20 protein-coding genes are annotated in these 25929 nt (G+C 54.1%); 6 read left to right on the top strand and 14 right to left on the bottom strand.

Annotated elements, in window-relative coordinates; translation table 11 throughout:
- Nucleotides 1–4: 4 nt before the first annotated feature.
- Nucleotides 5–1069 (bottom strand): biotin synthase BioB, encoded by a 1065-nt coding sequence (gene bioB / locus JQC75_RS07060; protein WP_203326720.1) that lies wholly within the window; start codon nucleotides 1067–1069, stop codon nucleotides 5–7.
- A 110-nt stretch (nucleotides 1070–1179) separates the two neighbouring features.
- Here bioB and bioA point away from each other — a divergent pair, with 110 nt between their 5' ends.
- Nucleotides 1180–2490, top strand: a complete 1311-nt coding sequence (bioA, locus tag JQC75_RS07055; protein WP_203326719.1) for an adenosylmethionine--8-amino-7-oxononanoate transaminase — start codon at nucleotides 1180–1182, stop codon at nucleotides 2488–2490.
- Between the two features lie 71 nt (nucleotides 2491–2561).
- On the opposite strand, the gene JQC75_RS07050 is transcribed toward bioA, so the two are convergent.
- Nucleotides 2562–3002: an ATP-binding protein gene (locus JQC75_RS07050; protein WP_203326718.1), complete on the bottom strand. Its 441-nt coding sequence runs from the start codon at nucleotides 3000–3002 to the stop codon at nucleotides 2562–2564.
- Nucleotides 3003–3005: 3 nt separating this feature from the next.
- Entirely contained in the window at nucleotides 3006–3752 is a 747-nt protein-coding gene (cobB, locus tag JQC75_RS07045; RefSeq protein WP_203326717.1) for a Sir2 family NAD+-dependent deacetylase, read from the bottom strand.
- A 251-nt stretch (nucleotides 3753–4003) separates the two neighbouring features.
- On the opposite strand from cobB, the gene fur reads away from it, so the two are divergent.
- Entirely contained in the window at nucleotides 4004–4435 is a 432-nt protein-coding gene (gene fur, locus JQC75_RS07040; protein ID WP_203326716.1) for a ferric iron uptake transcriptional regulator, read from the top strand.
- A gap of 83 nt (nucleotides 4436–4518) precedes the next feature.
- Here the strand turns inward: fur and rnk are convergent, their stop codons facing one another.
- The 11 genes from rnk to sdhC form a co-directional block, all read right to left on the bottom strand.
- On the bottom strand, nucleotides 4519–4890 hold the full coding sequence (gene rnk, locus JQC75_RS07035) for a nucleoside diphosphate kinase regulator (RefSeq protein WP_239002139.1): 372 nt from the start codon (nucleotides 4888–4890) through the stop codon (nucleotides 4519–4521).
- 356 nt (nucleotides 4891–5246) lie between these two features.
- On the bottom strand, nucleotides 5247–5750 hold the full coding sequence (locus JQC75_RS07030) for a GNAT family N-acetyltransferase (protein ID WP_203326714.1): 504 nt from the start codon (nucleotides 5748–5750) through the stop codon (nucleotides 5247–5249).
- A gap of 86 nt (nucleotides 5751–5836) precedes the next feature.
- Nucleotides 5837–6751, bottom strand: a complete 915-nt coding sequence (locus JQC75_RS07025; RefSeq protein WP_203326713.1) for an AEC family transporter — start codon at nucleotides 6749–6751, stop codon at nucleotides 5837–5839.
- A gap of 107 nt (nucleotides 6752–6858) precedes the next feature.
- A complete protein-coding gene (sucD, locus tag JQC75_RS07020; protein ID WP_203326712.1) occupies nucleotides 6859–7731 on the bottom strand; it encodes a succinate--CoA ligase subunit alpha in 873 nt (290 codons plus the stop codon).
- The gene (sucC, locus tag JQC75_RS07015) at nucleotides 7731–8897 is read right to left on the bottom strand and encodes an ADP-forming succinate--CoA ligase subunit beta (RefSeq protein WP_203326711.1); all 1167 of its coding nucleotides are present in this window, start codon (nucleotides 8895–8897) and stop codon (nucleotides 7731–7733) included. Before sucC ends, sucD begins: the two co-directional genes overlap by 1 nt.
- Nucleotides 8898–8974: 77 nt before the next feature.
- Nucleotides 8975–10177, bottom strand: a complete 1203-nt coding sequence (gene odhB / locus JQC75_RS07010) for a 2-oxoglutarate dehydrogenase complex dihydrolipoyllysine-residue succinyltransferase (RefSeq protein WP_203326710.1) — start codon at nucleotides 10175–10177, stop codon at nucleotides 8975–8977.
- A 28-nt stretch (nucleotides 10178–10205) separates the two neighbouring features.
- A complete protein-coding gene (gene sucA / locus JQC75_RS07005; RefSeq protein WP_203326709.1) occupies nucleotides 10206–13028 on the bottom strand; it encodes a 2-oxoglutarate dehydrogenase E1 component in 2823 nt (940 codons plus the stop codon).
- A gap of 192 nt (nucleotides 13029–13220) precedes the next feature.
- Complete coding sequence (locus tag JQC75_RS07000; protein WP_203326708.1) at nucleotides 13221–13928, bottom strand: succinate dehydrogenase iron-sulfur subunit; 708 nt, start codon at nucleotides 13926–13928, stop codon at nucleotides 13221–13223.
- A gap of 12 nt (nucleotides 13929–13940) precedes the next feature.
- Complete coding sequence (sdhA, locus tag JQC75_RS06995; RefSeq protein WP_203326707.1) at nucleotides 13941–15707, bottom strand: succinate dehydrogenase flavoprotein subunit; 1767 nt, start codon at nucleotides 15705–15707, stop codon at nucleotides 13941–13943.
- Nucleotide 15708: 1 nt separating this feature from the next.
- Complete coding sequence (gene sdhD / locus JQC75_RS06990; RefSeq protein WP_203326706.1) at nucleotides 15709–16056, bottom strand: succinate dehydrogenase, hydrophobic membrane anchor protein; 348 nt, start codon at nucleotides 16054–16056, stop codon at nucleotides 15709–15711.
- Complete coding sequence (gene sdhC / locus JQC75_RS06985; protein ID WP_203326705.1) at nucleotides 16050–16445, bottom strand: succinate dehydrogenase, cytochrome b556 subunit; 396 nt, start codon at nucleotides 16443–16445, stop codon at nucleotides 16050–16052. Before sdhC ends, sdhD begins: the two co-directional genes overlap by 7 nt.
- Nucleotides 16446–16857: 412 nt before the next feature.
- Between sdhC and JQC75_RS06980 the strand changes: the two genes are divergently transcribed.
- The 4 genes from JQC75_RS06980 to JQC75_RS06965 all read left to right on the top strand — a co-directional run bounded on the left by JQC75_RS06980 (nucleotide 16858) and on the right by JQC75_RS06965 (nucleotide 25796).
- Entirely contained in the window at nucleotides 16858–18144 is a 1287-nt protein-coding gene (locus JQC75_RS06980; protein WP_203326704.1) for a citrate synthase, read from the top strand.
- Between the two features lie 273 nt (nucleotides 18145–18417).
- Nucleotides 18418–19482 carry an efflux RND transporter periplasmic adaptor subunit gene (locus JQC75_RS06975; RefSeq protein WP_203326703.1) on the top strand — a complete coding sequence of 355 codons (1065 nt, stop codon included), beginning with the start codon at nucleotides 18418–18420 and terminating at the stop codon, nucleotides 19480–19482.
- Nucleotides 19483–19494: 12 nt separating this feature from the next.
- On the top strand, nucleotides 19495–22740 hold the full coding sequence (locus JQC75_RS06970; RefSeq protein WP_203326702.1) for an efflux RND transporter permease subunit: 3246 nt from the start codon (nucleotides 19495–19497) through the stop codon (nucleotides 22738–22740).
- The gene (locus JQC75_RS06965) at nucleotides 22737–25796 is read left to right on the top strand and encodes an efflux RND transporter permease subunit (protein ID WP_203326701.1); all 3060 of its coding nucleotides are present in this window, start codon (nucleotides 22737–22739) and stop codon (nucleotides 25794–25796) included. The genes JQC75_RS06970 and JQC75_RS06965 overlap by 4 nt, the downstream gene beginning before the upstream one ends.
- Nucleotides 25797–25929: the final 133 nt, after the last annotated feature.

The following is a 25929-nucleotide window of genomic DNA, read 5'->3' as shown; positions in this document are numbered from 1 at the left end:
CGGCTTAGTTGGCCGCGTCGTAAAAAAGCGGCTTGGCGGTAGCTGTGCCGTCAGCCTTTTGTTCCCTGGCGGCGCGCGCCACCACGGCGGCATCTTCTTCGACAATGGCCGCCTTGCCTTGTTCAGGCTTGAGGCCCAAGCGGCGGAACAGGCTCATATCGTCATTTTCTTCGGGGTTTGGCGTGGTCAGCAGCTTACAGCCGTAGAAAATCGAGTTGGCACCGGCAAAGAAACACATGGCCTGCAGCTCATCGCTCATATTCTCGCGACCAGCCGACAAGCGTACCCTTGAAAGCGGCATCAAAATTCGGGCCACGGCGATGGTGCGCACAAACTCAAGCGGATCCAAATCATCCACACTGTCCAGCGGTGTGCCAGTCACCTTCACCAACATATTGATGGGTACAGAGTCGGGATGCTGCTCGAGGTTTGCCAGTTGCTGCAACAAACCTGCACGGTCGGTGGCCTGTTCGCCCATGCCGACAATACCTCCTGAACACACCTTCATCCCCGCCGCACGCACGTTGGAGAGGGTGTCCAGCCTGTCCTGATAGGTACGGGTGGTGATGATATCGCCATAAAATTCCGGCGAGGTATCCAGGTTATGGTTGTAATAATCCAGTCCGGCTTCGGCAAGCTGATTGGCCTGATGGGCTGAGAGCATGCCCAGAGTCATGCAGGTTTCCAGCCCCATGGATTTCACTTCTTTTACCATATCAGTAAGATACGGCATATCTCGCTCATGGGGATTTCGCCAGGCGGCGCCCATGCAGAAACGGGTGGCACCGGCGTCTTTGGCGGCGCGGGCTTCGGTCAGTACCTTCTCAATCTCAAGCAGGCGCTCTTTTTCAAGGCCAGTGTCATAGCGGGCGCTCTGAGGACAGTATTTGCAATCCTCAGGGCAAGCGCCGGTTTTAATCGACAGCAAGCGGCTTATCTGTACCTCATTGGGATCGAACACTTCGCGGTGTATGCTGTGGGCACGAAACAGCAGATCGTTCATTGGCAGTGCAAACAGCGCCTCGACTTCCTGACGGCTCCAGTCGTGGCGAACGGCAAAGGATGACATGGTATTACCCCAATTAATGTTTTCTGTTGGCTAGGATAGCGCTGGCCCTTACACTGTCAACGCCAACCAGTTGGCAAGGTTTACTGGTGATTAAATATTGAGCACACTTAATGAGCATAGATTTCGAGTTTGACCGTAACCACCTCTGGCATCCCTATACCTCCATGGCATCGCCTTTGCCTGTGCTGGGAGTGAAAAGCGCTGCCGGCTGCCGCCTGACGCTGGAAGATGGCAGTGAGCTGGTTGATGGCACTTCCTCCTGGTGGTCGGCCATTCATGGTTATGGGCACCCTGCCCTGATTGACGCGGTGAAAACTCAGGCCGCCAGGCTCAGCCATGTGATGTTTGGCGGTCTCACCCATGAGCCCGCCACTGACCTCGGCAAGGCGCTGCTTAAGCTCGTTCACCCCGGCCTGACCAAGGTGTTTTATGCCGATTCCGGCTCGGTGGCGGTGGAAGTAGCACTCAAAATGGCGATTCAGTACTGGCAAGGCAGAAGCGAGCCACAAAAGCACAAGCTGCTGACGGTACTCGGCGGCTATCATGGCGATACCTTTGCCGCCATCAGCGTTTGCGATCCCAACTCAGGCATGCACGGCATGTTCGGCCATCTGGTACCCAAACAAATTTTCGCCAAGGCGCCACCCTCAGGTTTTGGCCATGCCGTTGAAGAGTCAGACCTTGCTGAGCTGCGCGCACTGCTAAGCGCCCATCACCATGAAATCGCCGCACTTATCATTGAGCCCATTATGCAGGGCGCAGGCGGCCTCCGGTTTCACAGCCCGGATTATCTGAAAGCCATTCGCACCCTGTGTGACGAATATAAGGTGCTGCTGATTTTGGATGAGATTGCCACCGGCTTTGGCCGCACCGGCAAGGCATTTGCCTACGAGCATGCGGGCATAGCACCGGATTTACTGTGCCTTGGCAAGGCGCTCACCGGCGGCATGCTGAGCCTCGCAGCGACCCTGTGCACAGATGAAGTCGCCGCAGGTATATCGAACTCCCCTGCCGGTGTGTTTATGCACGGTCCCACCTTTATGGCCAATCCGCTCGCCTGCGCGGCGGCTAGCGCAAGCCTTGCGCTTTTTGCCGAAAACCACTGGCAATCACAGGTGGCCAACATTGAAGCCAGGCTGACTGAGGCACTTGAAGTCGCCAGAAGCTTGCCACAGGTGGCCGATGTACGGGTGCTCGGCGCAGTGGGGGTGATTGAAATGGTGCAAACCGTGGACACGGCCTTTGCGCTCAAGGCTTTTGCCGAGCGTGGCGTCTGGGTTCGCCCCTTTGGCAAACTGATTTACGTGATGCCACCTTACTGCATCAGCGATGAAGAGCTTGGTATGCTGACCCATGCCATGGTGGAGGTCGCGGCACTGGAAGGCATCTGTAAAACCGCCCACAATCCGGCCCACGGATAAAAGGATAAGCGGCGATATCCATGCCGTTTTGTCCGAGCTCCTGAGTCACAAAGAGTCCTGCGCCAGACGAGTCAGGGCTCGAACGTCCTGGCCATACGTCTGATGGCGGCAAGTGGCACGCCATGGCTGTTGCGTTCTGCACAAAGAGCCTGATGGCGCCTGTCACCCGGGCTGCCTATTAGCACCTTTTCCACCTCATATCCCAGGGCTTTGGCCGCAGTCTCGTATGCCAAATACTCCCAGTGCGCCAGGTTGGTGTTATCACAAATCACCACCGGAGTGCCCTGTGCCAGCGCCTCAATAAAACCACTGAGATTGCGCTGATGGTATTCGGGTAACTTTTTGGCATCGAAGCAATAGACGCCATCGTTGATAAAAAACGCATCGGTGGAAAACACCCGGGCAGTGGGTTGGCCTGGATGAAGCGTGTCAGGTAATGAAGCCAAAAACCGCGTCACCCAATATGATTTACCACTGCCGGGCAGCCCTCTGAGGATAATGGCTTTTTTCATTATTCAGTCAGTCTCTTGCAGCACGTCGGCCATGCTGCACAGGCTTTTCCCTTGAAGTACAGCACGCACCAGTCGCGGCACTATGTCACCCGCTTTGCCGGTGAGGTGCCACTGGAACTGACTGTGTCTGTCAGGGGCGGCCAGATTCACTTCCACGGTTTGGGCACCATGATGATTGGCGATGTCGACAAAACCTGCTGCCGGATACACAGTGCCCGAGGTGCCTATGGCAATAAAGAGATCGCAGCGTTCCAGTGCATCGTGAATACGGTCCATGCCAAAGGGCATCTCCCCAAACCAGACGATATGGGGCCGAAGCCGCTGGGCCGGGATACAGCAGGTGCAAACATTGTCCGCACCAAAGGGTTCACGCAGTAAAAAGGTCTGGCGCGAACGGGGACAGCGACCTTTATTGAGCTCGCCATGCATATGAATAAGCCGCTGGCTGCCACCGCGCTCGTGCAAGTCGTCCACATTTTGGGTTACCAGCAAAAACTCGCCGTCAAATTCGGCTTCAAGCTTCGCCAGTGCTTCATGGGCCGGGTTGGCTTTAACGTCGGCCGACTTTAACTGCTCCCAGCGCAGATTGTAAAAACGCTCCACCAGTGCAGGATCACGCTCATAGCCTTCGGGGGTCGCCACATCTTCTATATGGTGCTCTTCCCACAGGCCATCCTGATCGCGAAAGGTACGGATCCCGGACTCTGCAGAAATTCCTGCCCCAGTGAGTACTACTATGTGCCGGTACATGCTGATGCCTTCCTTATTATTTTGTTTCCAGCCTGCCATTTCCCGCAGGTCGCTGACAATTGTGCCTTGGTATAACCCTGACTTGAATGTGTCTTTTGCCCCAATCATGGACGATTGTCTGATACACCAGCAAATATTGCCATATGAGTTCATTTAAGGGCTATCAAAGGTTTAAGTTTTGAATCCAGACACATATAATGAATTCCATTGTCCACAAAGAGCCCAATGGTTCTGCAATCAAGAGATTAACCATGACAGATGGAAATCAGGCGCTGAAAAAAGCGGGATTGAAAGTTACCCTGCCACGAGTAAAAATCCTGGAGCTGATGCAAGAACCAGACAATCAACACATCAGTGCCGAAGACCTGTATAAGAAGTTGCTCGAGATTGGTGAAGAGATTGGCCTGGCCACCGTGTACCGGGTGTTGAACCAATTTGATGATGCCGGCATCGTCTCCCGTCACCACTTCGAAAGCGGCAAGGCCGTGTTTGAGCTGTCCACTCAACATCACCACGATCATCTGGTCTGTTTGAGCTGTGGTAAAGTGATTGAGTTTTCTGATGACCTGATTGAACGTCGCCAGAATGAAATCGCTATGCGTCACAACATCAAGCTCACCAACCACAGCCTGTATCTGTACGGTGTATGCACTAACGACACCTGTGATCACGGCGACGAGTAATCACGATTTTCCCAATAAAAAACCAGCGCATTCGCGCTGGTTTTTTATTGTCCTCCTGAACAGCTGTTCAACGGGCTGGCAGCTCAGCGATGAAAGTCACCACTGCGCTCAGGCTGATAGGTCACCTCTTCAATTCTGACCCGGGTGGTACCGCCACCGGGACGGGGCCAGTCCATTTCATCCCCCTGAGCCAGCCCCAATAAGGCGCTGCCCACTGGCGCCAGAATCGATAGGGTATCGCCCTTCGCCGATACATCCTTCGGGTAAACCAGCTTGAGGCAAAATTCTTCCTCCGAGGAAGATACGGTAAAGCGCACCTCTGAATTCATGGTTACCACATTGGCTGGCATATCCCTGGACGCCCTGACTTCAGCGCGGCCGAGCTCAGCCTCCAATGCAAGCTTACCGGCATCATTAGCGGGCAGGCTTTCCAATAATCTTTCAAGACGCTCCATATCAATTTCGGAGATCACAATCTTGGGTTGTTCAGTCACAGCAGACCTCTACTTTTCTTAAACAAGGCCGCAAATACAGGCGGCGCCCAACAATCGCGTTATCCCTTCCCCCACGGAGGGTTTAGCGCACCAAATAGTCCAAACCCGCACCTGAAAAGATGCGGGTCAGAAACAATCCAATAGAAATGTCAGGTTCAGGCGAAAGAGCGGTGAGCCTGAAGGCTCGTGGTGAGGTTACCCGAAGAAAAGTCTAACCCTTGCTTTAGAGTCTGACGAAGGTCACCAAGGTAGACTCTACTCCGCCTTATCGCCAAATGCCAGCGATGAAGGCAGAATTTGTGGCCAGCGGGGGCGGATCAGAGCCACTTATGGAACACTGTCACATCATGCTCCATAAATTTATCGCGCTGCAGCGGCTCCATGCCTATATGACGGGCAACGCCCATGGAACCCAAATTGCCATCAAGAATAAGGGCAATGGCTTCGTCTATGCCAAGCCTTGGTTTGAACTCGCCAATGGCGGCTCGGGCCGCTTCGCTGCCAATGCCCTGGCCCCAGTATTCAGGCAGGTAGCGGTAACCAAGCTCCACCTTGTCGTACTCGGGAATAAATTTGGGGCCACAAAACCCTATCACCTTACCACTGGCCTTATGCTCCACCGCCCAGCGGCCGAATCCCCGGGTGCGATAGTCTTCAAAAATCACTTCATGGAGCAATTTCTCGGCCTGAGCCATGTCGGTGAAAGGATCAATCGGGATGTAAGTCAGCACCTCGGGGATACTGTTCATCAAAAACAGGGCTTCGATATCCCCTTCATTGAAGTGCCTTAAAATCAGTCTGTCTGTTGTTGTAATTATCATCAAATGCGCTCCTGCTCTGCCCTTCTCAGAGCTCCCCCAAAAGAGTCCTCAACCCGTAAAAGAGTCTTCGCCCCAAAAAAGAGGCCTCACGTTAACACAGTTAACCAGAAGATCACAGTCAGGATACAAAGCATGGACGACAGTACCACGGCGCCGGCAATGATGTCGCTGTCACGCGTAAGCTGGGCGGCAATCAGGTAGGCATTCACCCCAAGTGGCGAGGCCCCAAGGAGGACCGTTACCGCAAGCTCAAGTGACGTAAGCCCAAGCAGTTTTCCCGCAATCAGAATAAGCAGCGGCAACAGCAAAAGCTTAATCGCACTTAATACCGCCGTCAGGGCAAATGCGCTGGAGAGGCGGTATTGATTCAAGTTGGCTCCCAGCACAAAGAGCGCACTGGCAATGGCAGGCTTGGCGAGCATCTCAAGACTGTTGCCAATGGCCGTGGGCAAGGCAAGGCCAGCGACATTACCAATAAGCCCGAGGCCAATACTCGCCACCACGGGGTTAAACAGCAGCCCTTTGATAAGCTGCACCGCCCTGCTGCCACCCTCCGCCGAGTTGCCAGCCAGGGCGAAGGTCAGCCCAAAGAGCACCGCACTGTGGAAGGGAATGATCAGAAACACGCTCGCCATCTGCGCAGGCCCGAAGGCAGCCATGATCACCGGCAAGCCCACCAGCAAGGTGTTGGAATAGCTGCCGCCAAGGGCGAGCACCGCGCAGTCGCGAAAAGAACGTTTAAGGGCTTGGCGCGCCAGCAGCAAAGTTAGCGCAAAACTCAGTACCACAGGCACATAAAATGCCGCCAGCACCGGCAGGCGGATGCTGTCTTTGAGGGGCACTTTCAGCATGGCGGAAAACAGCAGTGCGGGAATACACACATAAAAGGCGAACTTGCTTATTCCGGCAATGTGCTCGCGGCTAAACCAGCCACTGCGGCTGGCGCCATAGCCCAGGACAGCGATAAACAGCAGCGGGAAGACGATTTCGATTACGGACATGCCAGGCCTATCAATGGGTTAATACACACTTCTATACATACTTCTATACATACATCTATACACACAAAAAAGGGCGCCCGAAGGCGCCCTTTTTCTACCGGATGGGATTACCAACCAGTCTTTTCACGCAGCGCCTTGCCGATATCGGCCAGAGAGCGAACGGTGGTTACACCGGCAGCTTCCAGGGCAGCGAATTTGTCTTCGGCAGTACCTTTACCACCGGCGATGATAGCACCGGCGTGGCCCATGCGCTTACCGGCAGGTGCAGTTACACCGGCGATGTAAGACACAACTGGCTTGGTCACGTTAGCCTTGATGTAAGCAGCAGCTTCTTCCTCGGCAGTACCACCGATTTCACCGATCATCACGATGGCTTCGGTCTGAGGATCGTTCTGGAACATTTCCAGTACGTCGATGAAGTTGGTACCTGGGATTGGGTCACCACCAATACCTACGCAAGTAGACTGGCCGAAACCTTCGTCAGTGGTCTGCTTAACGGCTTCGTAAGTCAGAGTGCCTGAACGGGAAACGATACCCACTTTGCCTGGCTTGTGGATGTGACCTGGCATGATACCTATCTTACATTCGCCTGGAGTGATAACGCCTGGGCAGTTAGGACCAATCATGCGAACGCCGGTTTGTTCCAGCTTCACTTTCACCTGCAGCATATCCAGAGTTGGGATACCTTCGGTGATACATACGATCAGTTGAATGCCACCGTCGATGGCTTCCAGGATGGCGTCTTTACAGAAAGGCGCAGGTACGTAGATAACAGAAGCAGTGGCGCCAGTGGCAGCAACGGCATCTTTCACAGTGTTGAACACTGGCAGCCCCAGGTGAGTAGTACCACCTTTACCGGGAGACACACCACCTACCATCTGAGTACCGTAAGCGATAGCCTGCTCAGAGTGGAAAGTGCCCTGACCACCGGTAAAACCTTGGCAGATTACCTTGGTATCTTTGTTGATCAATACAGACATTACTTGCCCTCCGCAGCTTTAACAACTTGCTGAGCAGCGTCGGTCAGGCTCTTAGCAGCAATGATGTCCAGACCAGATTCAGCCAGCACCTTGGCACCCAGTTCAGCGTTGGTACCTTCCAGACGCACAACTACAGGCACCTTAACGCCTACTTCCTTCACCGCACCGATGATACCTTCGGCAATCATGTCACAACGCACGATACCACCGAAGATGTTAACCAGAACGGCTTTCACATTGCTGTCAGACAGAATGATCTTGAAGGCTTCAGAAACGCGCTCTTTGGTCGCGCCACCACCTACGTCGAGGAAGTTGGCTGGCTTACCGCCGTGCAGGTTTACGATGTCCATGGTACCCATGGCCAGACCAGCACCGTTCACCATGCAGCCTACGTTACCGTCCAGAGCTACGTAGTTCAGTTCGAACTTGGCAGCGTGGGCTTCACGGGCGTCATCCTGAGAAGGATCGTGCATGTCTTTGATTTTTGGCTGACGGAACAGCGCGTTACCGTCTACACCAATCTTGCCGTCCAGGCAGTGCAGGTTACCCTCGGTAGTGATTACCAGTGGGTTGATTTCCAGCAGAGCGAAGTCGTGATCCAGGAACATCTGGGCCAGGCCCATGAAGATCTTGGTGAACTGCTTCATTTGAGTCGCGTTCAGACCCAGCTTGAAGCCAAGGTCACGGGCCTGGAAAGGCTGAGGACCAGTGATAGGATCGATGATGGCTTTGTGAATGAGCTCTGGAGTCTCTTCAGCCACTTTTTCGATTTCCACACCACCTTCGGTAGAAGCCATGAACACTACGCGACGGGTAGCGCGGTCAACTACGGCACCCAGGTACAGTTCGTTGGCGATGTCGGTGCAGCTTTCAACCAGGATCTTGGCAACAGGCTGACCGTTTTCGTCAGTCTGGTAAGTCACCAGGTTCTTGCCCAGCCACTTTTCAGCGAAGGCGCGGATTTCTTCTTTGTCGCCGGTCACTTTAACGCCACCAGCCTTACCGCGGCCGCCAGCGTGTACCTGACACTTGACTACCCACATATTTCCGCCAATACGACCGGCCGCTTCAACCGCTTCTTGAGGGGTATCGCAGGCATAGCCTTCTGACACTGGTAAACCATATTCGGCAAAGAGGGCTTTTGCCTGATACTCATGCAAGTTCATGATGATCTATCCGTATACTACGTTTTAAATCCAACTGGCCCCGAGGGGCCAGTCACGAGGTTTTTTGTCTGTGCTGATTAGATGTCCAGCAGCAGACGGGTTGGGTCTTCCAGGAATTCCTTGATGGTTACCAGGAAGCCAACAGACTCACGGCCATCGATAATACGGTGGTCGTAAGAAAGAGCCAGGTACATCATGGGCAGGATTTCAACCTGACCATTGACTGCCATTGGGCGATCCTTGATGGCGTGCATGCCGAGGATAGCGCTCTGAGGCAGGTTCAGAATTGGGGTAGACATCAGCGACCCGAATACACCACCGTTGGTCACGGTGAAGTTACCGCCGGTCATGTCTTCCACAGTCAGCTTGCCGTCACGGCCCTTGATGGCCAGATCGCGTACCGCTTTTTCGATGTCGGCCAGGCTCATGGTGTCGGTGTCACGCAGTACCGGGGTAACCAGACCACGGGGAGTAGACACAGCAATGCTCACGTCGAAGTAGTTGTGGTAAACGATGTCATCGCCATCGATAGCCGCGTTCACTTCCGGGAAGCGCTTCAGGGCTTCGGTTACGGCTTTCACGTAGAAAGACATAAAGCCAAGACGGATACCGTGCTTCTTCTCGAAGATATCCTGATACTGCTTACGGATATCCATGATGGGCTTCATGTTGACCTCGTTGAAGGTGGTCAGCATGGCGGTAGAGTTTTTGGCTTCCAGCAGACGGCTGGCAATGGTCTTGCGCAGACGGGTCATAGGTACGCGCTTGTCTGAGCGGTCACCAGACAGGGCCACCGGCGCAGCCGCTTTGGCCGCAGGGGCAGCAGCTTTACCAGCACCACTTTTCACGAAGGCGTCAACGTCTTCTTTGGTGATACGGCCACCCACACCAGTGCCTTTTATTTTGCTGGCATCCAGGTTGTGTTCAGCAATCAGACGACGTACTGATGGGCTCAGGGCGTCGTTGCTCTCATCGCTAGCAGCTTCAGCAGCAGGGGCAGCGGCTTCGGCTTGCGCCTTGGTCACTTCCTGACCGGCAACGGCGCCGGCCACGAACTTGGCAATCACCTGCTCGGCCAGAACGGTTTCACCTTCCTGGGCCAGAAACTCAGCGATGTGACCATCTTCTGGCGCAACCACTTCCAATACAACCTTGTCGGTCTCGATATCAACCAGATTCTGGTCACGAGATACAGCCTCACCTGGCTTAACATGCCAGGTAGCGATAGTGGCATCAGCCACGGATTCTGGCAGAACGGGTACCTTAATTTCGATACTCATTGAAAGCTATCCTTTTTATAAATGTCTGTTACTTCAAGTTCAAAGCGTCTACCACCAGAGATTCCTGCTGGTGAGCGTGCAATTCTGGGTAGCCACAGGCCGGTGCAGCAGCAGCTTCACGGCCAGCGTAGGTCAGAGTGGCACCCTTGGGAATTGCGGCCCAGAAGTGGTGCTGACTGCAGTACCAGGCACCCTGGTTCTGCGGCTCTTCCTGACACCATACAAAGTCAGTCACGTGCTGATAATCGGCAAGTGCCGCTGCCATCTCTTCGGCAGGGAACGGATACAGCTGCTCGACACGAATAATAGCAACGTTGGTGAGGTTTTCCTTACGACGACGCTCCAGCAGCTCGAAGTACACCTTACCGCTACAGAACACAACGCGGTTAACGGCTTTCGGATCCAGGCTATCGACTTCGCCAATCACGTTCTGGAAGGTACCGTTTGCCAGTTCTTCCAGAGAAGACACTGCCAGAGGGTGACGCAGCAGCGACTTGGGCGACATGACCACCAGCGGACGACGCAGTGGGCGAACCACCTGACGACGCAGCATATGGTAAACCTGAGCCGGCGTCGAAGGCACACACACTTGCATGTTGTGGTTGGCGCACAGCTGCAGGAAACGCTCCAGGCGGGCTGAGGAGTGCTCTGGGCCCTGACCTTCGTAGCCATGGGGCAACAGCATGGTCAGACCGCACAGACGGCCCCACTTCTGTTCGCCGGATGACAGGAACTGGTCAATCACCACCTGGGCACAGTTGGCGAAGTCACCAAACTGCGCTTCCCAAATGGTCAGGCCGCCTGGCTCTGCGGTGGCATAACCGTATTCGAACGCCAGTACAGAGGCTTCTGACAGCACAGAGTCAGTGATGTCCACCGGGCCCTGCTCTTCTGCGAGGTTACGCAGCGGCATGTAGGTGGTGGCATCGTTCTGGTTGTGCAGCACCGCATGACGGTGGAAGAAGGTACCACGGCCAGAATCCTGACCTGTGATGCGCACGCGGTTGTTGTCTTCAAGAATAGTGGCGTAAGCCAGGGTCTCGGCAAAGCCCCAGTCCAGCAGCTTCTCACCCTTGGCCATGGCCACGCGGTCGGCGTAAATCTTGGCAACGCGAGACTGCAGCGGGTGAGTTTCTGGCACATAAGCCAGCTTCTCAGCCAGTTTCTGCAGACGCTCAACCGACACGGTTGGCTCGTACGCCGCATCCCAGTCCTGACCGATGAACGGCGACCAGTCTACGGTACGCAGCGACATGGGGCGCCATTCTTTCACTACACAGTCACCCTGATCCAGGGCGTCACGGTAGCCATTGATCATGGAAGTCACTTCGTCGGCGCTGACGGCATTTTCGGCAATCAAGCGGTCGGCGTAGATCTTACGTGGCGTTGGATGCTTTTTGATCTTCTGGTACATCAGCGGCTGAGTGGCACTCGGCTCATCAGCTTCGTTGTGACCATGACGACGGTAACACACGAGGTCAATTACCACGTCACGCTTGAAGGCGTTACGGTAGTCAACGGCCAGCTGGGCCACAAAAGCCACGGCTTCCGGATCGTCAGCATTCACGTGGAAAATCGGCGCCTGTACCATCTTGGCGATGTCGGTACAGTACTCGGTAGAACGCACGTCGTGATGATTAGAAGTGGTAAAGCCCACCTGGTTGTTCACTACGATGCGGATAGAACCGCCCACGCGGAAACCACGGGTCTGAGACATGTTGAATGTCTCCTGCACGATGCCCTGACCTGCGATGGCCGAGTCACCGTGGATGGTGATAGGCATGACAGACAGACCATCTTTACAACCACGACGATCCTGACGGGCACGCACTGAGCCCATGACCACGGGGTTCACGATTTCCAGGTGCGATGGGTTGAATGCCAGCGCCAGGTGCACGTTGCCACCGGGGGTTTCGAAATCAGAGGAGAAGCCCTGATGGTACTTCACGTCGCCGGAGCCAGAGCTGTCGGCATGCTTGCCGGCAAACTCGTCAAACAGCTCGGCAGGACGCTTACCCAGTACGTTCACCAGCACGTTCAGACGGCCACGGTGGGCCATACCGATCACTACTTCTTTGGTGCCGGCTTCACCTGCACGGTAGATGATTTCGCGCATCATGGGCACCAGTGCATCGCCACCTTCCAACGAGAAGCGCTTGGCACCGGGGAACTTGGCGCCCAGGTACTTTTCCATACCTTCGGCGGCGTTCAGGCCTTCGAGAATACGGGTTTTCACACCTTTATCGAATGCGGCCCGTCCCATGGAAGGTTCGAGGCGCTGCTGGATCCAGCGTTTTTCGTCGGTGTCGGTAATGTGCATGTATTCGGCACCGATAGAACCACAGTAAGTGGCCTTCAGTGCTTTTACCAGCTCGCCCAGTTTCAGGGTTTCGCCGCCGTAGGCGAAAGAGCCGGTGTTAAATTCACGCTGCATATCATCGGCGGTCAGGCCGTGGAACGCCGGGTCAAGTTCAACCACTGGCTCACGCTTCCACAGTTCCAGCGGGTCCAGATTGGCATTCTGGTGACCGCGGAAACGGTAAGCGTTAATCAGCTGCAGTACCTTAACCTGTTTGGCATCCACTTCGGGGTCGGTTACGCGACCGGCGCCTTTACGTTGGCCTTCCTGGGCCAGGGAGCGGAAATAATCACGGATCTTGGAGTGAGAAGCTTCAGGTACATCAGCAGAGGCACCGTTCACGGGAGGGAGGTTGTCAAACACCGCACGCCAGTCATCGGACACTGAAGTGGGGTCTTCTTGATAGGCTTCGTACATCTCCTCCACATAGGTCGCGTTCGATCCGTACAGGTGAGATGACTCCAGCCAGGCTTTCATGCTGCCTTGGTGCATTTCTTATCCTTTCAAACTTTATACACGTGCTTAGCCATGGTTTGGCATACAAGGTATGCCGACAGCCGCCCCGAAGGTTCCAAAATTACGGCTTCAAGTAGTTCCTTTACACAAAAGAGCCACCATCCCCCGAAAGGGACAGTGACTCTCGCTGAGCTATATCATTATTATCGTTAGCTCATTGTCTTGCATTTACACGGCCCGCTTCAGCAACATGGACTTGATGTGTCCAATCGCTTTGGTCGGGTTCAGTCCTTTCGGACATACGTCTACGCAGTTCATGATGCCGTGGCAACGGAACACACTGTAGGCGTCGTCAAGCTCAGCCAAACGCTCTTCAGTCGCAGTATCGCGGCTGTCGATAAGGAAGCGATAGGCGTGCAGCAGACCACTTGGCCCCACGAACTTGTCGGGGTTCCACCAGAAAGATGGACAGGCGGTTGAGCAGCAGGCACACATGATACACTCATACAGGCCATCGAGGTGCGCACGCTCCTCTGGGCTCTGCAGGTGTTCACGGGCAGGCTTCTTCTCATCGTTGATGAGGTATGGCTTGATCTTCTCGTACTGTTTGTAGAACTGGGAAAGATCGACCACCAGGTCACGTACCACGGGCATGCCGGGCAGTGGGCGGATTTCGATCTTCTTGCACTTGAAGGTAGAGACAGGGGTGATACACGCCAGACCGTTCTTACCATTCATGTTCATACCGTCCGAGCCACACACACCCTCACGGCATGAGCGACGGAACGACAGTGTCGGATCGATTTCTTTCAGCTTCAAGAGGGCGTCAAGCACCATCATGTCTGAGCCATCAGGCACATCGAAGCTGTAATCCTGCATACGTGGCTTGGTATCTACGTCAGGATTGTAACGATAAACTGAAAACTCCAACTTCATCTTCGCAACTCCTTAGTAGGTACGCTTCTTCGGTGGGAAGGCTTCACGGTGCTTGGGTGACATGTTCACTTCGCGCTTGGACATAGCCTCAGTCACGGGGTCGAACAGGCTGTGGCACAGCCAGTTGTCATCATCACGCTCGGTGAAGTCTTCACGGCTGTGAGCACCACGGCTCTCAGTACGGAAGTTAGCGGCGTAAGCAGTGGCGATAGCGGTGGCCATCAGGTTATCCAGCTCCAGACACTCGATACGCTGAGTGTTGAACTCTTTGGAGTTGTCAGACAGCTTGGCATTTTCCAGACGCTTGCGGATGGCTTGCAGTTGCTCCAGGCCTTCGGCCATGGCTTCACCGGTACGGAACACAGAGAAGTTAAGCTGCATGCACATTTGCAGGTCTTTACGGATTTGCGCAGGGTCTTCGCCGTCTTTATTGCTTTCCCAACGTTTCAGGCGGGCAAGTGATTGCTCGATGTTGGCGTCGGTAGCGGCTTTCGGATCGGCAGTCTCGTCCAGCGCCTTACCCAGGTGCTGACCAGCCGCACGGCCGAATACCACCAGGTCGAGCAGCGAGTTACCGCCCAGACGGTTGGCACCGTGAACAGACACACAGGCAATTTCGCCCACAGCGAACAGACCGACTACATCGGTTTCGCTGCCGTCTTCGTTCTTACGGATAACCTGACCGGATACCTTGGTAGGCAGACCACCCATCATATAGTGACAGGTCGGGATCACAGGGATTGGGCCATCGGCCGGATCGATGTGAGCAAAAGTACGTGACAGTTCACACACGCCTGGCAGGCGGGCTTCCAGGGTTTCTTTACCCAGGTGATCAAGTTTAAGCTTGATGTGTGGACCCATAGGACCATCACAGCCACGGCCTTCACGGATTTCGGTCATCATGGAACGGGCCACCACGTCACGGGACGCAAGGTCCTTGGCGTTTGGCGCGTAACGCTCCATAAAGCGCTCACCGTCTTTGTTCAGCAGGTATCCACCTTCACCGCGGCAACCTTCGGTTACCAGTACACCGGCACCGGCAATACCGGTTGGGTGGAACTGCCACATTTCCATGTCCTGCAGCTGCACACCGGCACGGTAAGCCATACCCACACCGTCACCGGTGTTGATGTGCGCGTTGGTAGTAGAGGCATAGATACGACCGGCACCGCCGGTAGCAAGTACAGTGGCCTTGGCCTTGAAGTACACGATTTCACCGGACTCGATGTCGATGGCGGTACAACCCACGATGACACCGTCTTCGTTCTTCACCAGATCCAGCGCATACCACTCAGAGAACACCTGAGTCTTGTTCTTCACGTTCTGCTGATACAGACAGTGCAACAGGGCGTGACCGGTACGGTCGGCAGCCGCTGCAGTACGGGCAGCCTGCTCACCACCGAAGTTCTTGGACTGACCACCGAAAGGACGCTGGTAAATCTTACCGTTTTCGAAACGGGAGAATGGCAGACCCATGTGCTCCAGCTCGATAATGGCTTCAGGACCGGTTTGGCACATGTATTCGATAGCGTCCTGGTCACCGATAAAGTCGGAGCCCTTAACGGTATCGTACATGTGGTATTCCCAGTTATCTTCGTGGGCGTTGCCCAGCGCTACTGTAATACCACCCTGGGCAGATACAGTGTGAGAACGGGTTGGGAATACTTTGGACAGGAGCGCGCAGCTCTTGCCTTCTTTGGAAATCTGCAGTGCAGCGCGCATACCGGCACCGCCGGCACCAATCACGACTGCATCAAACTCGCGAACTGGAATACTCACCTTAAACCCCCCACACAATCACAATGCCGGCGGCCAGATAAGCGAAGGCAGTCACGACAAAAGTAAACTGTAATACACCGCGCAGCGCTGTGTGCTTGACGTAGTCAGTCAGCACTTGCCAGATACCAATCCAGGCGTGGATCAGCAGGGCAATCAGAGCCAGCAGGGTGAACACTTTCATTGGCAGTGTGCTGAACAGCCCGTGCCAGATTTCGAAAGTGAGAGGCGCGCTCAGTGCAATAAAGCTCACCAAGAAGATGGTGTAGCAGGCCAGAATGACCGCACTGGCACGAAGAAGGATAAAGTCATGGACACCACTGCGTCCGAAACTTGCTGCATTGGTTACCATACCCAGATCCCCGCAATGATAGAAAAGGTAATCGCCAGCACGAATACGGCCTTGGCCGATGCGTTACCAGAGCCCAACTCTTCCCAGCGGCCAGTGTCCATCACCAGATGACGGATACCGCCAAGCAGGTGATAACCCAGTGCTGTCAGAATGCCCCAAATAACAAACTTCACCAGGAAGTTGTCAAACAGAGCCTGAACGCCTTGGAAGCTCTCGGCGGATGCCAGTGACGCATTGAGCAACCAGATCAGGATACCCATGGCGAACAGCATGATCACACCAGAGACGCGATGAAGAATGGACACTTTCGCTGTTGCAGGAAAGTGGATGGTTTGCAGATCTAAATGGACAGGTCTTTGCTTTTTCACGTTCTGCTCACTCAGCTCCATTGAGCATTTTATTGTTATGCGAACCGCTTCTGGTCAAACTTTGAACCATGATCTGGGTCATGGTACCAGTCGTCACAAAAGAAAAAGGTGTTATCTCCAGAGGGCTGTTTTGGCTACCGTTTTTTCATGTAGAGAAAAGGTGCCTAAAGCCTTCTGTAATCAGCCCTTTCGAGCCGCAGCAAGTATACTCGCCGCAAAAGTCAAATACAAACGTCACATTATGCATATTTAGTTTTTTTGGCCTTTTTCTGGGATAAGTACTAGTCTTGACAGGGAAATTGGTCAGACCTATACCATGGTCTAAGGAATTTAAACGCTTATTTAAATTGAAATGTGATCTGGATTGCTTGTAAAGTAGTGGCCGTTTTGACATGCCGCACTCACCACAAGAATGAAGTAAGGAGAACGGGGTATGGCTGATTTGAAAGCCAAATTGGAATTACCGGGGAACGAGTCAATTGAACTGCCGGTTAAACAGGGCACCGAAGGTTTCGATGTTATCGATATCAGCAAGCTGGGCAGCAAAGGTTATTTCACCTTTGATCCAGGGTTTCTGGCAACAGCTTCCTGTGAATCAGCAATTACCTATATCGACGGCGACAAGGGTATTTTGCTGCACCGTGGCTACCCCATCGAGCAGCTGGCAGTAGAATCCAACTATCTGGAACTCTGCTACGCCCTCCTGTACGGCGAACTGCCGTCAAAAGCGCAATACGAACAATTCGCCCACACTGTGAAGAGCCACACCATGGTTCACGAACAGTTGGCATTCTTCTTCCGCGGCTTCCGTCGCGATGCACACCCCATGGCCATGCTGTGTGGTGTAACTGGTGCCCTGTCTGCTTTCTACCAGGATTCCCTGGATGTGAACGACGCCCGTCACCGTGAAATTGCAGCCTATCGTCTGGTATCCAAGATGCCGACCCTGGCCGCCATGTGCTACAAATATTCCATCGGTCAGCCCTTCGTTTACCCACGTAACGATTTGAGCTACGCCGGTAACTTCCTGTCGATGATGTTTGCCGTACCTTGTGAAGAGTACAAGGTAAACCCAATCATCGAACGCGCCATCGACCGTATCTTCATCCTGCATGCTGACCACGAGCAGAATGCCTCGACTTCTACTGTGCGTCTGGCCGGCTCCTCCGGTGCCAACCCATTCGCCTGTATCGCAGCCGGTATTGCGTCTCTGTGGGGTCCAGCTCACGGTGGTGCCAACGAAGCCTGTCTGCGCATGCTGGAAGAAATCGGTACTGTTGACCGCATTCCTGAGTTTATTGAACGCGCCAAAGACAAGAATGATCCATTCCGTCTGATGGGCTTCGGTCACCGCGTGTACAAGAACTTTGACCCACGTGCCAAAGTCATGCGTGAAACCTGCCACGAGGTGCTGAGTGAGCTCAAGGTGAACGATCCTCTGCTGGACGTAGCCATGGAGCTTGAGCGTATTGCACTGAATGATGAGTACTTTATCTCCAAGAAGCTCTACCCGAACGTAGACTTCTACTCAGGTATCATCATGAAGGCCATCGGCATTCCAACCAGCATGTTCACCGTGATTTTTGCTCTGGCCCGTACCGTTGGCTGGATCTCTCACTGGAAAGAAATGCTGGACCAGCCTGGTCACAAGATCAGCCGTCCACGTCAGCTGTACACCGGCGAACACAGCCGCGACTTTGTCAGTATCGACAAGCGATAACAACAGCTTTCTGTATAAAAGGCGCCTTTGGCGCCTTTTTTGTTTCTGCCTCATTCAGTTTCATCTTTTGTTGCAATTCCCGCCTTGAAGTTCACTTGTTAACAGTCTTTAGTATTTCTCACCACTGGATAAACAATTTCACCACTTTTTTACAGTGAGCAAGGCGGTAAAATCAAAAAAAACACCACTAACACATTGTAAATAAACAACTATCATGTTTTGGCATGGAACCTGCTTTTAAAGCGCATCACAGTTAACATTACAGGTATAACAATGGAAGCCCGCAAATCATTCAAACTCGCCCTCCCCTTACTACTTGTTGGCGTACTTGCCGCATGTGGCCAGGAAGAAGCTAAAAAGGAAGAAGAAAAATACGCCATACCTGTTGAGACCCAATTAGTGGTTCAGGGCAATGTCTCCTCATTCTATTCCACCACAGCCACCCTCGAAGCACCGGTGGAAGCCCATGTGGTGACCCGAATCGCCGGTATGATTGAAGCCTTGCACGTCGAAGAAGGCGACAGGGTGAAGCAGGGTCAATTGCTGGCGGTAATCGACGCCAAGCGTCAGCAATATGAACTCGACCGCTCTGAGGCCGAAGTGCTCATCATCGAGCAGGAACTGGCCCGGGTGAAAAAGATGAAGAGCAAAGACTTTGTCAGCGCCGACTCCATCGCCAAACTCGAATACAACCTGCAGGCTGCCAAGGCCCGTTTGGATTTGGCCAAGCTGCAGGTTAAAGAGAGTCAAATCGTGTCTCCCGTGGATGGCATCATCGCCAAACGCCATGTCAAGGCCGGCAACATGGCCAAAGAGTTCGAAGAGCTGTTCTATGTGGTCAATCAGGATGAGCTGCACGGGATAGTGCATCTGCCGGAGCAGCAGCTTTCCAGCCTGCGTCTTGGACAACATGCAGACATCTACGCCAGCAACAACAAGCAAAATGCCGTGGGAGCCGAAGTCCTGCGCATCAGTCCTGTCGTCGATGCCCAAAGCGGTACCTTTAAGGTCACCCTCAAGGTGCCCAATCAGCAAGCTATCCTCAAGGCCGGCATGTTTACCCGGGTTGAGCTGAAGTACGACACCCATGAAAACGTTATCACCGTGCCTTACAACGCCATCATCAACCAGGACAACAAGCAGACCCTGTATGTCATTCAAGACACCACTGCCGAGCGCCGCGAAGTGGAACTGGGATATCGCGAAGGTAATCTGGTGGAAGTGGTCTCAGGTATTGCACCCGGAGAGCATCTGGTGATCCGTGGGCAACAAAACCTCAAAGACCAGTCTCTGGTAGAAATCATCTCCCCACTGGATGTGGCTTCGGTTAAAAACTAAGGAGCACATCCCATGTCAATAATCACGACTTCCGTTAAACGGCCGGTCACCGTGTGGATGTTTATGCTCGCGGTGATCCTCTTCGGTATGGTGGGTTTCTCCCGTCTGGCGGTCATGTTGCTGCCCGACTTGAGCTACCCCACAGTCACCATACGTACCCTTTACGACGGCGCTGCCCCCATTGAGGTGGAGCAACTGGTTTCCAAGCCCATCGAAGAATCTGTGGGTACCGTAAAAGGCCTGCGTAAAATCAGCTCAGTGTCCCGCTCTGGCATGTCCGATGTCATCCTCGAGTTTGAATGGGGTACGGACATGGACATGGCAAACCTCGACGTGAGGGAAAAGCTCGACATCATCGCCCTGCCGCTTGACGTACAAAAGCCGCTGCTGCTGCGCTTTAACCCCAATCTCGACCCCATTATGCGCGTCGCGCTTTCGCGGGAAGATGCCAATGGTGATGAACTGAAGCAGCTGCGCACCTACGCCGATGAAGAACTCAAGCGTCAGCTCGAAGGGCTGCCCGGCGTCGCCGCAGTGCGTCTCTCCGGCGGGCTTGAACAGGAAGTACAAATCCTGCTGAATCAGGAGCGTCTGGCCCAGCTTGATTTGAGCGCGGAGCAAATTCGCAGCCGTATCGCCGCCGAAAACCTGAACGTTTCGGCCGGTAAAGTGGTTCAGGGCGATAAAGAGTATCTGGTGCGCACCCTCAACCAGTTCAACTCCCTGGAGGAACTGGGACAGGTGGTGGTGTACAAGAACGGCCAGAGCCTGGTGCGGCTCTTTGAAGTGGCCACCATCATCGACGGGCACAAAGAGCGCAGCGACATCACCCGAATCGGCCAACGCGAGTCCATTGAGCTTGCCATCTATAAAGAAGGTGATGCCAACACAGTGACAGTCGCCAAACGACTGAAGCAGGACATAGAGCGTATCAACGGCAAAGATCCGCTCGCCAAAATGGAAATCATCTACGATCAGTCCGAGTTCATCGAGAGCGCGGTGAGCGAAGTGACGTCCTCTGCGCTGATTGGCTCTATTCTGGCCATGCTGGTGATTTACCTGTTCCTGCGCGACATCATTCCTACACTGATTATCTCCATCTCTATCCCCTTTTCGGTGATAGCGACCTTCAACATGATGTATTTCGCTGACATCAGTCTGAACATCATGTCCCTTGGCGGTATTGCTCTGGCCGTGGGCCTGTTGGTGGATAATGCCATCGTGGTGCTGGAAAATATTGACAGATACAAGCAGCAGGGACTGTCGCGGATAGACGCGGCCGTCAAGGGCACCAGGGAAGTGAGCGGGGCGATTTTTGCCTCCACCCTCACCACACTTGCAGTATTCGTCCCCTTGGTGTTCGTGGATGGCATTGCCGGAGCACTCTTCTCTGACCAGGCACTCACGGTGACCTTTGCTCTGCTTGCCTCTTTGCTGGTTGCCTTGACCTCCATCCCCATGCTGGCTTCCCGCGAAGGCTTTAAAGCCCTGCCACCACTGCTGGGCAAGGAGCCCAAAGCAAAGCCTGAAGGCAAAATGGGCAAACTGAAGCATTACAGCGCCACCGTGTTCAGCTTCCCCTTTGTACTGCTTTTCAAATGGTTACCTGCCACCTTGCTGACACTGGCGCTATCATTAAGCCGTCTGCTTTCCTGGCTGATGGGCATGTTGCTTAAGCCTTTCACCTGGTTATTTAACCAAGGCTACCGCGCACTGGAAGTGACCTACCGCCCACTGCTTGCTGCCGCACTCAAAGCCAGGGTACTGACCCTTATGGTTGCCATTGGTATCACTGCCTGTGCCGGAGTTTTGCTGCCACGCCTCGGCATGGAGCTTATTCCCAACATGGATCAGGGTGAGTTTTATGTAGAAGTGCTGCTGCCTCCCGGCACCGAAGTTGGTGAAACTGACAGAGTACTTCAGCAATTAGCTTTTTCCATCAAAGACATGCCTGCGGTAAAACACGCCTACAGCCAAGCCGGCAGTGGCGGTTTGATGACATCGGATGTCAGCCGCGGCGGCGAAAACTGGGGCCGCTTGCAGGTGGTACTTGCCGACAATGACGCCTTTGACCAGGTCAGCGATGTCCTGCGCCAGGAAATCCGCCGCGTTCCCGAGCTCGAAGCCAAGGTCAAGTATCCCGAACTCTTCAGCTTCCGCACCCCACTTGAAATTGAACTGCGTGGCTATGAGCTGGATCTGCTTAAACAAAGTGCCGATAGTCTGGTGCGCGCACTGGGTCAGTCCGATCGTTTCGCCGACATCAATACCAGCCTGCGGGATGGGCAGCCCGAACTTGCCATTCATTTCGACAGCAACCGCTTGGCGGCGCTGGGGCTGGATGCTCCGACAGTGGCCAACCGTATCGCCCAGCGCATTGGTGGCACAGTTGCCAGCAAATACAGCCTGCGGGATCGCAAGATTGATATTCTGGTGCGCGCCGAAGAAAGCGAACGCGACCAAATAAGCGATATCGGCAACATGATTGTTAACCCGGATGCCGCGACCCCTATTCCGCTGTCGGCGGTAGCCGATGTCAAACTGGAGCTGGGTCCCTCCGCCATCAATCGCATCAGCCAGCAGCGTGTAGCACTGGTATCGGCTAACCTCGCCTATGGCGATCTGGCAGAAGCAGTGACTGAAGCCCGTGGCATTTTGGCCAAACAGCAATTGCCAGCCTCCATCCAGGCCAGTTTTGGCGGACAGAACGAGGAAATGGAACACTCCTTCCAGTCGCTGCAAATCGCGCTGGTGCTGGCGGTATTCCTGGTGTACCTGGTGATGGCCAGTCAGTTTGAGTCTTTCCTGCATCCACTGCTTATCCTCTTTGCCGTGCCCATGGCCGTCAGTGGCAGTGTGTTTGGCCTTTACCTCACGGGGACACACGTGTCAGTGGTGGTGTTTATCGGCCTTATCATGTTGGCGGGGATTGTGGTGAACAACGCCATTGTGCTGATTGACCGTATTAATCAGCTGCGCAGCGAAGGCATTGAAAAGCTTGATGCCATCAGTGAAGCGGCCAAGTCCCGCTTGCGCCCCATTATGATGACTACAATGACCACCGTGCTTGGCCTGTTGCCCATGGCCATGGGTCTGGGTGATGGCGCCGAGGTGCGTGCCCCCATGGCCATCACGGTGATCTTTGGTCTGGCACTCTCTACCTTGCTGACCCTGGTGCTCATTCCTGTGCTTTATGCCCTCTTTGACCGCAAAGACTTTGCCACCCAGGCACCCGACACTGCGGAGGCCGGCGTATGAATATCACCAAACTCGCGGTCCGTCGCCCCGTCACCACTGTGATGTGTTTTGTCGCCATACTGCTCTTTGGTATGGCGTCCACCCGGCTGTTACCACTGGAGCTCTTTCCTGGAATCGACATTCCCCAGGTGATGGTGCAGGTCCCTTATAAGGGGTCCACACCCGCGGAGGTGGAGCGCGACATCACCCGTGTGCTGGAAGAGTCCCTTGCCACCATGAGTGGCATTGAGAAAATGACGTCTGAATCCAGCCAGGATGGTGCCTTTATCGAGCTCAGCATGAAGTGGGGGGAAAATACCGCCACCAAAAGCCTGGAGGCCCGTGAAAAGGTCGATGCAGTAAGGCACTTACTGCCCAAGGATGTGGAGCGGGTATTCATCCAACAATTCTCCACGTCGGATATGCCCATCTTTAACCTGCGTATTTCCAGCGAGCGGGAGCTATCCGGCGCCTACGACTTGCTGGAAAAACAGCTCAGGCAACCGCTGGAGCGCGTGGAAGGTGTCTCACAGGTCACCCTCTACGGGGTAGAGCAAAAGCAAATCAGCATACGTGTAGATGCCGATTTACTGGCTGCCTCCGGAATATCTTCCGCCGAACTTAACCGCCGGTTGCAGGCCGAAAACTTCGTGATAGCCGGCGGTACGCTGCGTCAGGACAAATCGGTATACCAGGTTTCTCCCAAAGGAGAGTTCCGCTCCCTGAAAGAGATTGAGGACATAGTACTCACGCGGGGCGTGCGTCTTGGCGATATTGCCAAGATTAACTATGAGCTGCCTGAACGTATCGAAGGTCGCCATCTGGATCAGCGTTATGCCGTGGGTCTGGATGTGTTTAAAGAGTCAGGGGCCAACCTGGTGGAAGTGTCTGCCCGGGTAATGCGGGTCATTGAAGAGGTAAAAGCCGATAAGCAGTTCAGCGGTATCAAGCTCTTTATCATGGAAGATCAGGCCGAAGGGGTAAAATCCTCCCTGTGGGATCTGATGATGGCCGGACTCATTGGTGCGGCCCTCTCCTTCGCCGTGCTGTATTTGTTTTTGCGCAACATGGGAATGACGCTGATTGTGGTGTCATCTGTGCCCATTTCAATCTGTATGACCCTGGCCGCCATGTACCTGCTTGGCTACAGCCTGAACATACTGTCAATGATGGGCTTGCTGCTCGCCGTGGGCATGCTCATTGATAACGCAGTGGTCGTTACAGAAAGTGTGCTGCAGGAAAAACAAAAAGAACCCCACGAGAGTAAAGATAAGGCCGTATTGGCCGGAGTGGACAAGGTCGCGCTGGCAGTGCTTGCGGGCACACTCACCACCGCCATCGTATTTTTCCCCAATATTTTTGGCGCCAAGGTGCAGCTCACCATCTTCCTTGAGCACGTGGCCATTGCCATCTGTATCTCACTGGGTGCCTCGCTGCTGGTAGCCAAGACGCTAATCCCACTGATGCTGACCCGTATTCATATTCATCACGAAGATAACGCTCAAAAATCCAGGGTGCAGCGTTTTTATGAAGTGAGCCTGAACTGGGTACTGACCCACCCTAAATGGAGCACACTGATTGCAGTGCTGATGCTGGCCTCCACCGCGCTGCCGCTTACGAATGTGAAGCAGGATCAGGAAGATGGTGCAAGTAAGCAGCGACTCTTCATCAATTATCAGATTGAAGGTCGCCACGCCCTTGCGGTGATCGAAGCCGTGGTTGCCGAGATGGAGAGCTACCTCTATGCCAATCAAGAGGCGTTTTTCATCGACTCGGTTTACAGCTACTACAACCCCGAGCGCGCCTCTTCAACCGTGCTGTTTAAGAAAGGGGCTGAGTTTGACCTCGAAACCCTGAAAAAAACCATGCGGGAAGGATTCCCCAAATTCTCCATCGCCAAGCCGCAATTTGGCTGGAGTAATGACCGTCAGGGCATTCGCGTTACGCTGACCGGTCGCTCCACCAGCGAGCTAATACGCTTAAGCGAAGAAGCCATGCCCATGCTGAGCGCCATTGAGGGGCTTGAAGACGTCAATTCTGAGGTGAGCGGTGCCCAGCAGGAAGTGCTTATCCGGGTAAATCGGGATATGGCAGCGCGCCTTGGCACCCAGGCCGGCGACGTTGCCCGCGCCATTGCCACGGCGCTGCGCGGTCAAATGCTCAGAAGTTTTCGTCACGATCCCAGTGGGGAGATCCGCATTGAACTTGCCTATGAGAAAAGTTGGCAACAGTCACTGGAAAAGCTCAAGCAGTTGCCGGTACTGCGTGTAGAAGAGCGGGTATACAGCCTGTCGTCACTGGCGGAGGTGGAGATTGCGCCCCGCTTTGACACCATACGCCATTTTAATCGTAAAACGGCACTGTCTATTGGTGCCAATCTGGAAGGCATTACCACCGAAGAAGCCCAGGAGAAAATCAAGCAGGCCATGAGCCACCTTAACCTTCCCCATGGCTATGATTATTCGCTGCGGGGTGGCTTTGAGCGTCAGGATGAAGATCAGCAGATAATGGTGGTGAACATGCTGCTGGCGGTGGCCATGATTTACATCGTCATGGCAGCGCTGTTTGAATCCCTGCTGCTGCCTTCGGCCATTATTACGTCCATCCTCTTTTCCATCACAGGGGTTTTCTGGGCACTGTGGCTAACGGGCACGCCCAACGGCGTGATGGCCATGATTGGCATACTCATTCTGATGGGAATTGTGGTGAACAACGGCATAGTGCTGGTTGACCAAATCAACCAGATGACACCCTCACTGGAAGAACTGTCAGCCACCATACATGCCGTGTGCATTACCCGTCTGCGGCCTGTGTTGATGACGGTGGGCACCACAGTACTGGGTCTTGTGCCCCTTGCCATGGGCGACACCCAAATCGGTGGCGGTGGTCCCCCCTATTATCCCATGGCCATTGCCATTATCGGTGGGCTCACCTTCTCCACAGTGACCAGTCTGTTTTTGGTTCCTTTGTGTTATCAAGCGCTTTATCGCTTAAGACACAGGGCAGCCCAGGGATTGTGGATGGCAAACAGACGCACCGACAAGTTGCTTCCCTGGCTTGCCGGTAAAGCAGACTGAACAGACAAACTTCGAGGGCCGCATTCCGCGGCCCTTTTTCTTGCCAACTGCGGTCAAAAACATCGCACCGGCTTCCTTGAGAGACCGCCAATCCTTGCATACACTCAGGATCCGGCGTTGTGATGGAAATACA

It is taken from the genome of Shewanella litorisediminis (genome assembly GCF_016834455.1).
GTDB classification, from domain to species: domain Bacteria; phylum Pseudomonadota; class Gammaproteobacteria; order Enterobacterales; family Shewanellaceae; genus Shewanella; species Shewanella litorisediminis.
The sequence above is the reverse complement of the archived record's forward strand: the minus strand, read 5'-3'. Positions and strand labels throughout refer to the sequence as shown.

Excerpts from the sequence above, each read along its gene's own strand:
- bioB (WP_203326720.1), bottom strand. The coding sequence starts at position 1,069 with ATGTCATCCTTTGCCGTTCGCCACGACTGGAGCCGTCAGGAAGTCGAG.
- bioA (WP_203326719.1), top strand. The coding sequence starts at position 1,180 with ATGAGCATAGATTTCGAGTTTGACCGTAACCACCTCTGGCATCCCTAT.
- JQC75_RS07050 (WP_203326718.1), bottom strand. The coding sequence starts at position 3,002 with ATGAAAAAAGCCATTATCCTCAGAGGGCTGCCCGGCAGTGGTAAATCA.
- cobB (WP_203326717.1), bottom strand. The coding sequence starts at position 3,752 with ATGTACCGGCACATAGTAGTACTCACTGGGGCAGGAATTTCTGCAGAG.
- fur (WP_203326716.1), top strand. The coding sequence starts at position 4,004 with ATGACAGATGGAAATCAGGCGCTGAAAAAAGCGGGATTGAAAGTTACC.
- rnk (WP_239002139.1), bottom strand. The coding sequence starts at position 4,890 with ATGGAGCGTCTTGAAAGATTATTGGAAAGCCTGCCCGCTAATGATGCC.
- JQC75_RS07030 (WP_203326714.1), bottom strand. The coding sequence starts at position 5,750 with ATGATAATTACAACAACAGACAGACTGATTTTAAGGCACTTCAATGAA.
- JQC75_RS07025 (WP_203326713.1), bottom strand. The coding sequence starts at position 6,751 with ATGTCCGTAATCGAAATCGTCTTCCCGCTGCTGTTTATCGCTGTCCTG.
- sucD (WP_203326712.1), bottom strand. The coding sequence starts at position 7,731 with ATGTCTGTATTGATCAACAAAGATACCAAGGTAATCTGCCAAGGTTTT.
- sucC (WP_203326711.1), bottom strand. The coding sequence starts at position 8,897 with ATGAACTTGCATGAGTATCAGGCAAAAGCCCTCTTTGCCGAATATGGT.
- odhB (WP_203326710.1), bottom strand. The coding sequence starts at position 10,177 with ATGAGTATCGAAATTAAGGTACCCGTTCTGCCAGAATCCGTGGCTGAT.
- sucA (WP_203326709.1), bottom strand. The coding sequence starts at position 13,028 with ATGCACCAAGGCAGCATGAAAGCCTGGCTGGAGTCATCTCACCTGTAC.
- JQC75_RS07000 (WP_203326708.1), bottom strand. The coding sequence starts at position 13,928 with ATGAAGTTGGAGTTTTCAGTTTATCGTTACAATCCTGACGTAGATACC.
- sdhD (WP_203326706.1), bottom strand. The coding sequence starts at position 16,056 with ATGGTAACCAATGCAGCAAGTTTCGGACGCAGTGGTGTCCATGACTTT.
- sdhC (WP_203326705.1), bottom strand. The coding sequence starts at position 16,445 with ATGGAGCTGAGTGAGCAGAACGTGAAAAAGCAAAGACCTGTCCATTTA.
- JQC75_RS06980 (WP_203326704.1), top strand. The coding sequence starts at position 16,858 with ATGGCTGATTTGAAAGCCAAATTGGAATTACCGGGGAACGAGTCAATT.
- JQC75_RS06975 (WP_203326703.1), top strand. The coding sequence starts at position 18,418 with ATGGAAGCCCGCAAATCATTCAAACTCGCCCTCCCCTTACTACTTGTT.
- JQC75_RS06970 (WP_203326702.1), top strand. The coding sequence starts at position 19,495 with ATGTCAATAATCACGACTTCCGTTAAACGGCCGGTCACCGTGTGGATG.
- JQC75_RS06965 (WP_203326701.1), top strand. The coding sequence starts at position 22,737 with ATGAATATCACCAAACTCGCGGTCCGTCGCCCCGTCACCACTGTGATG.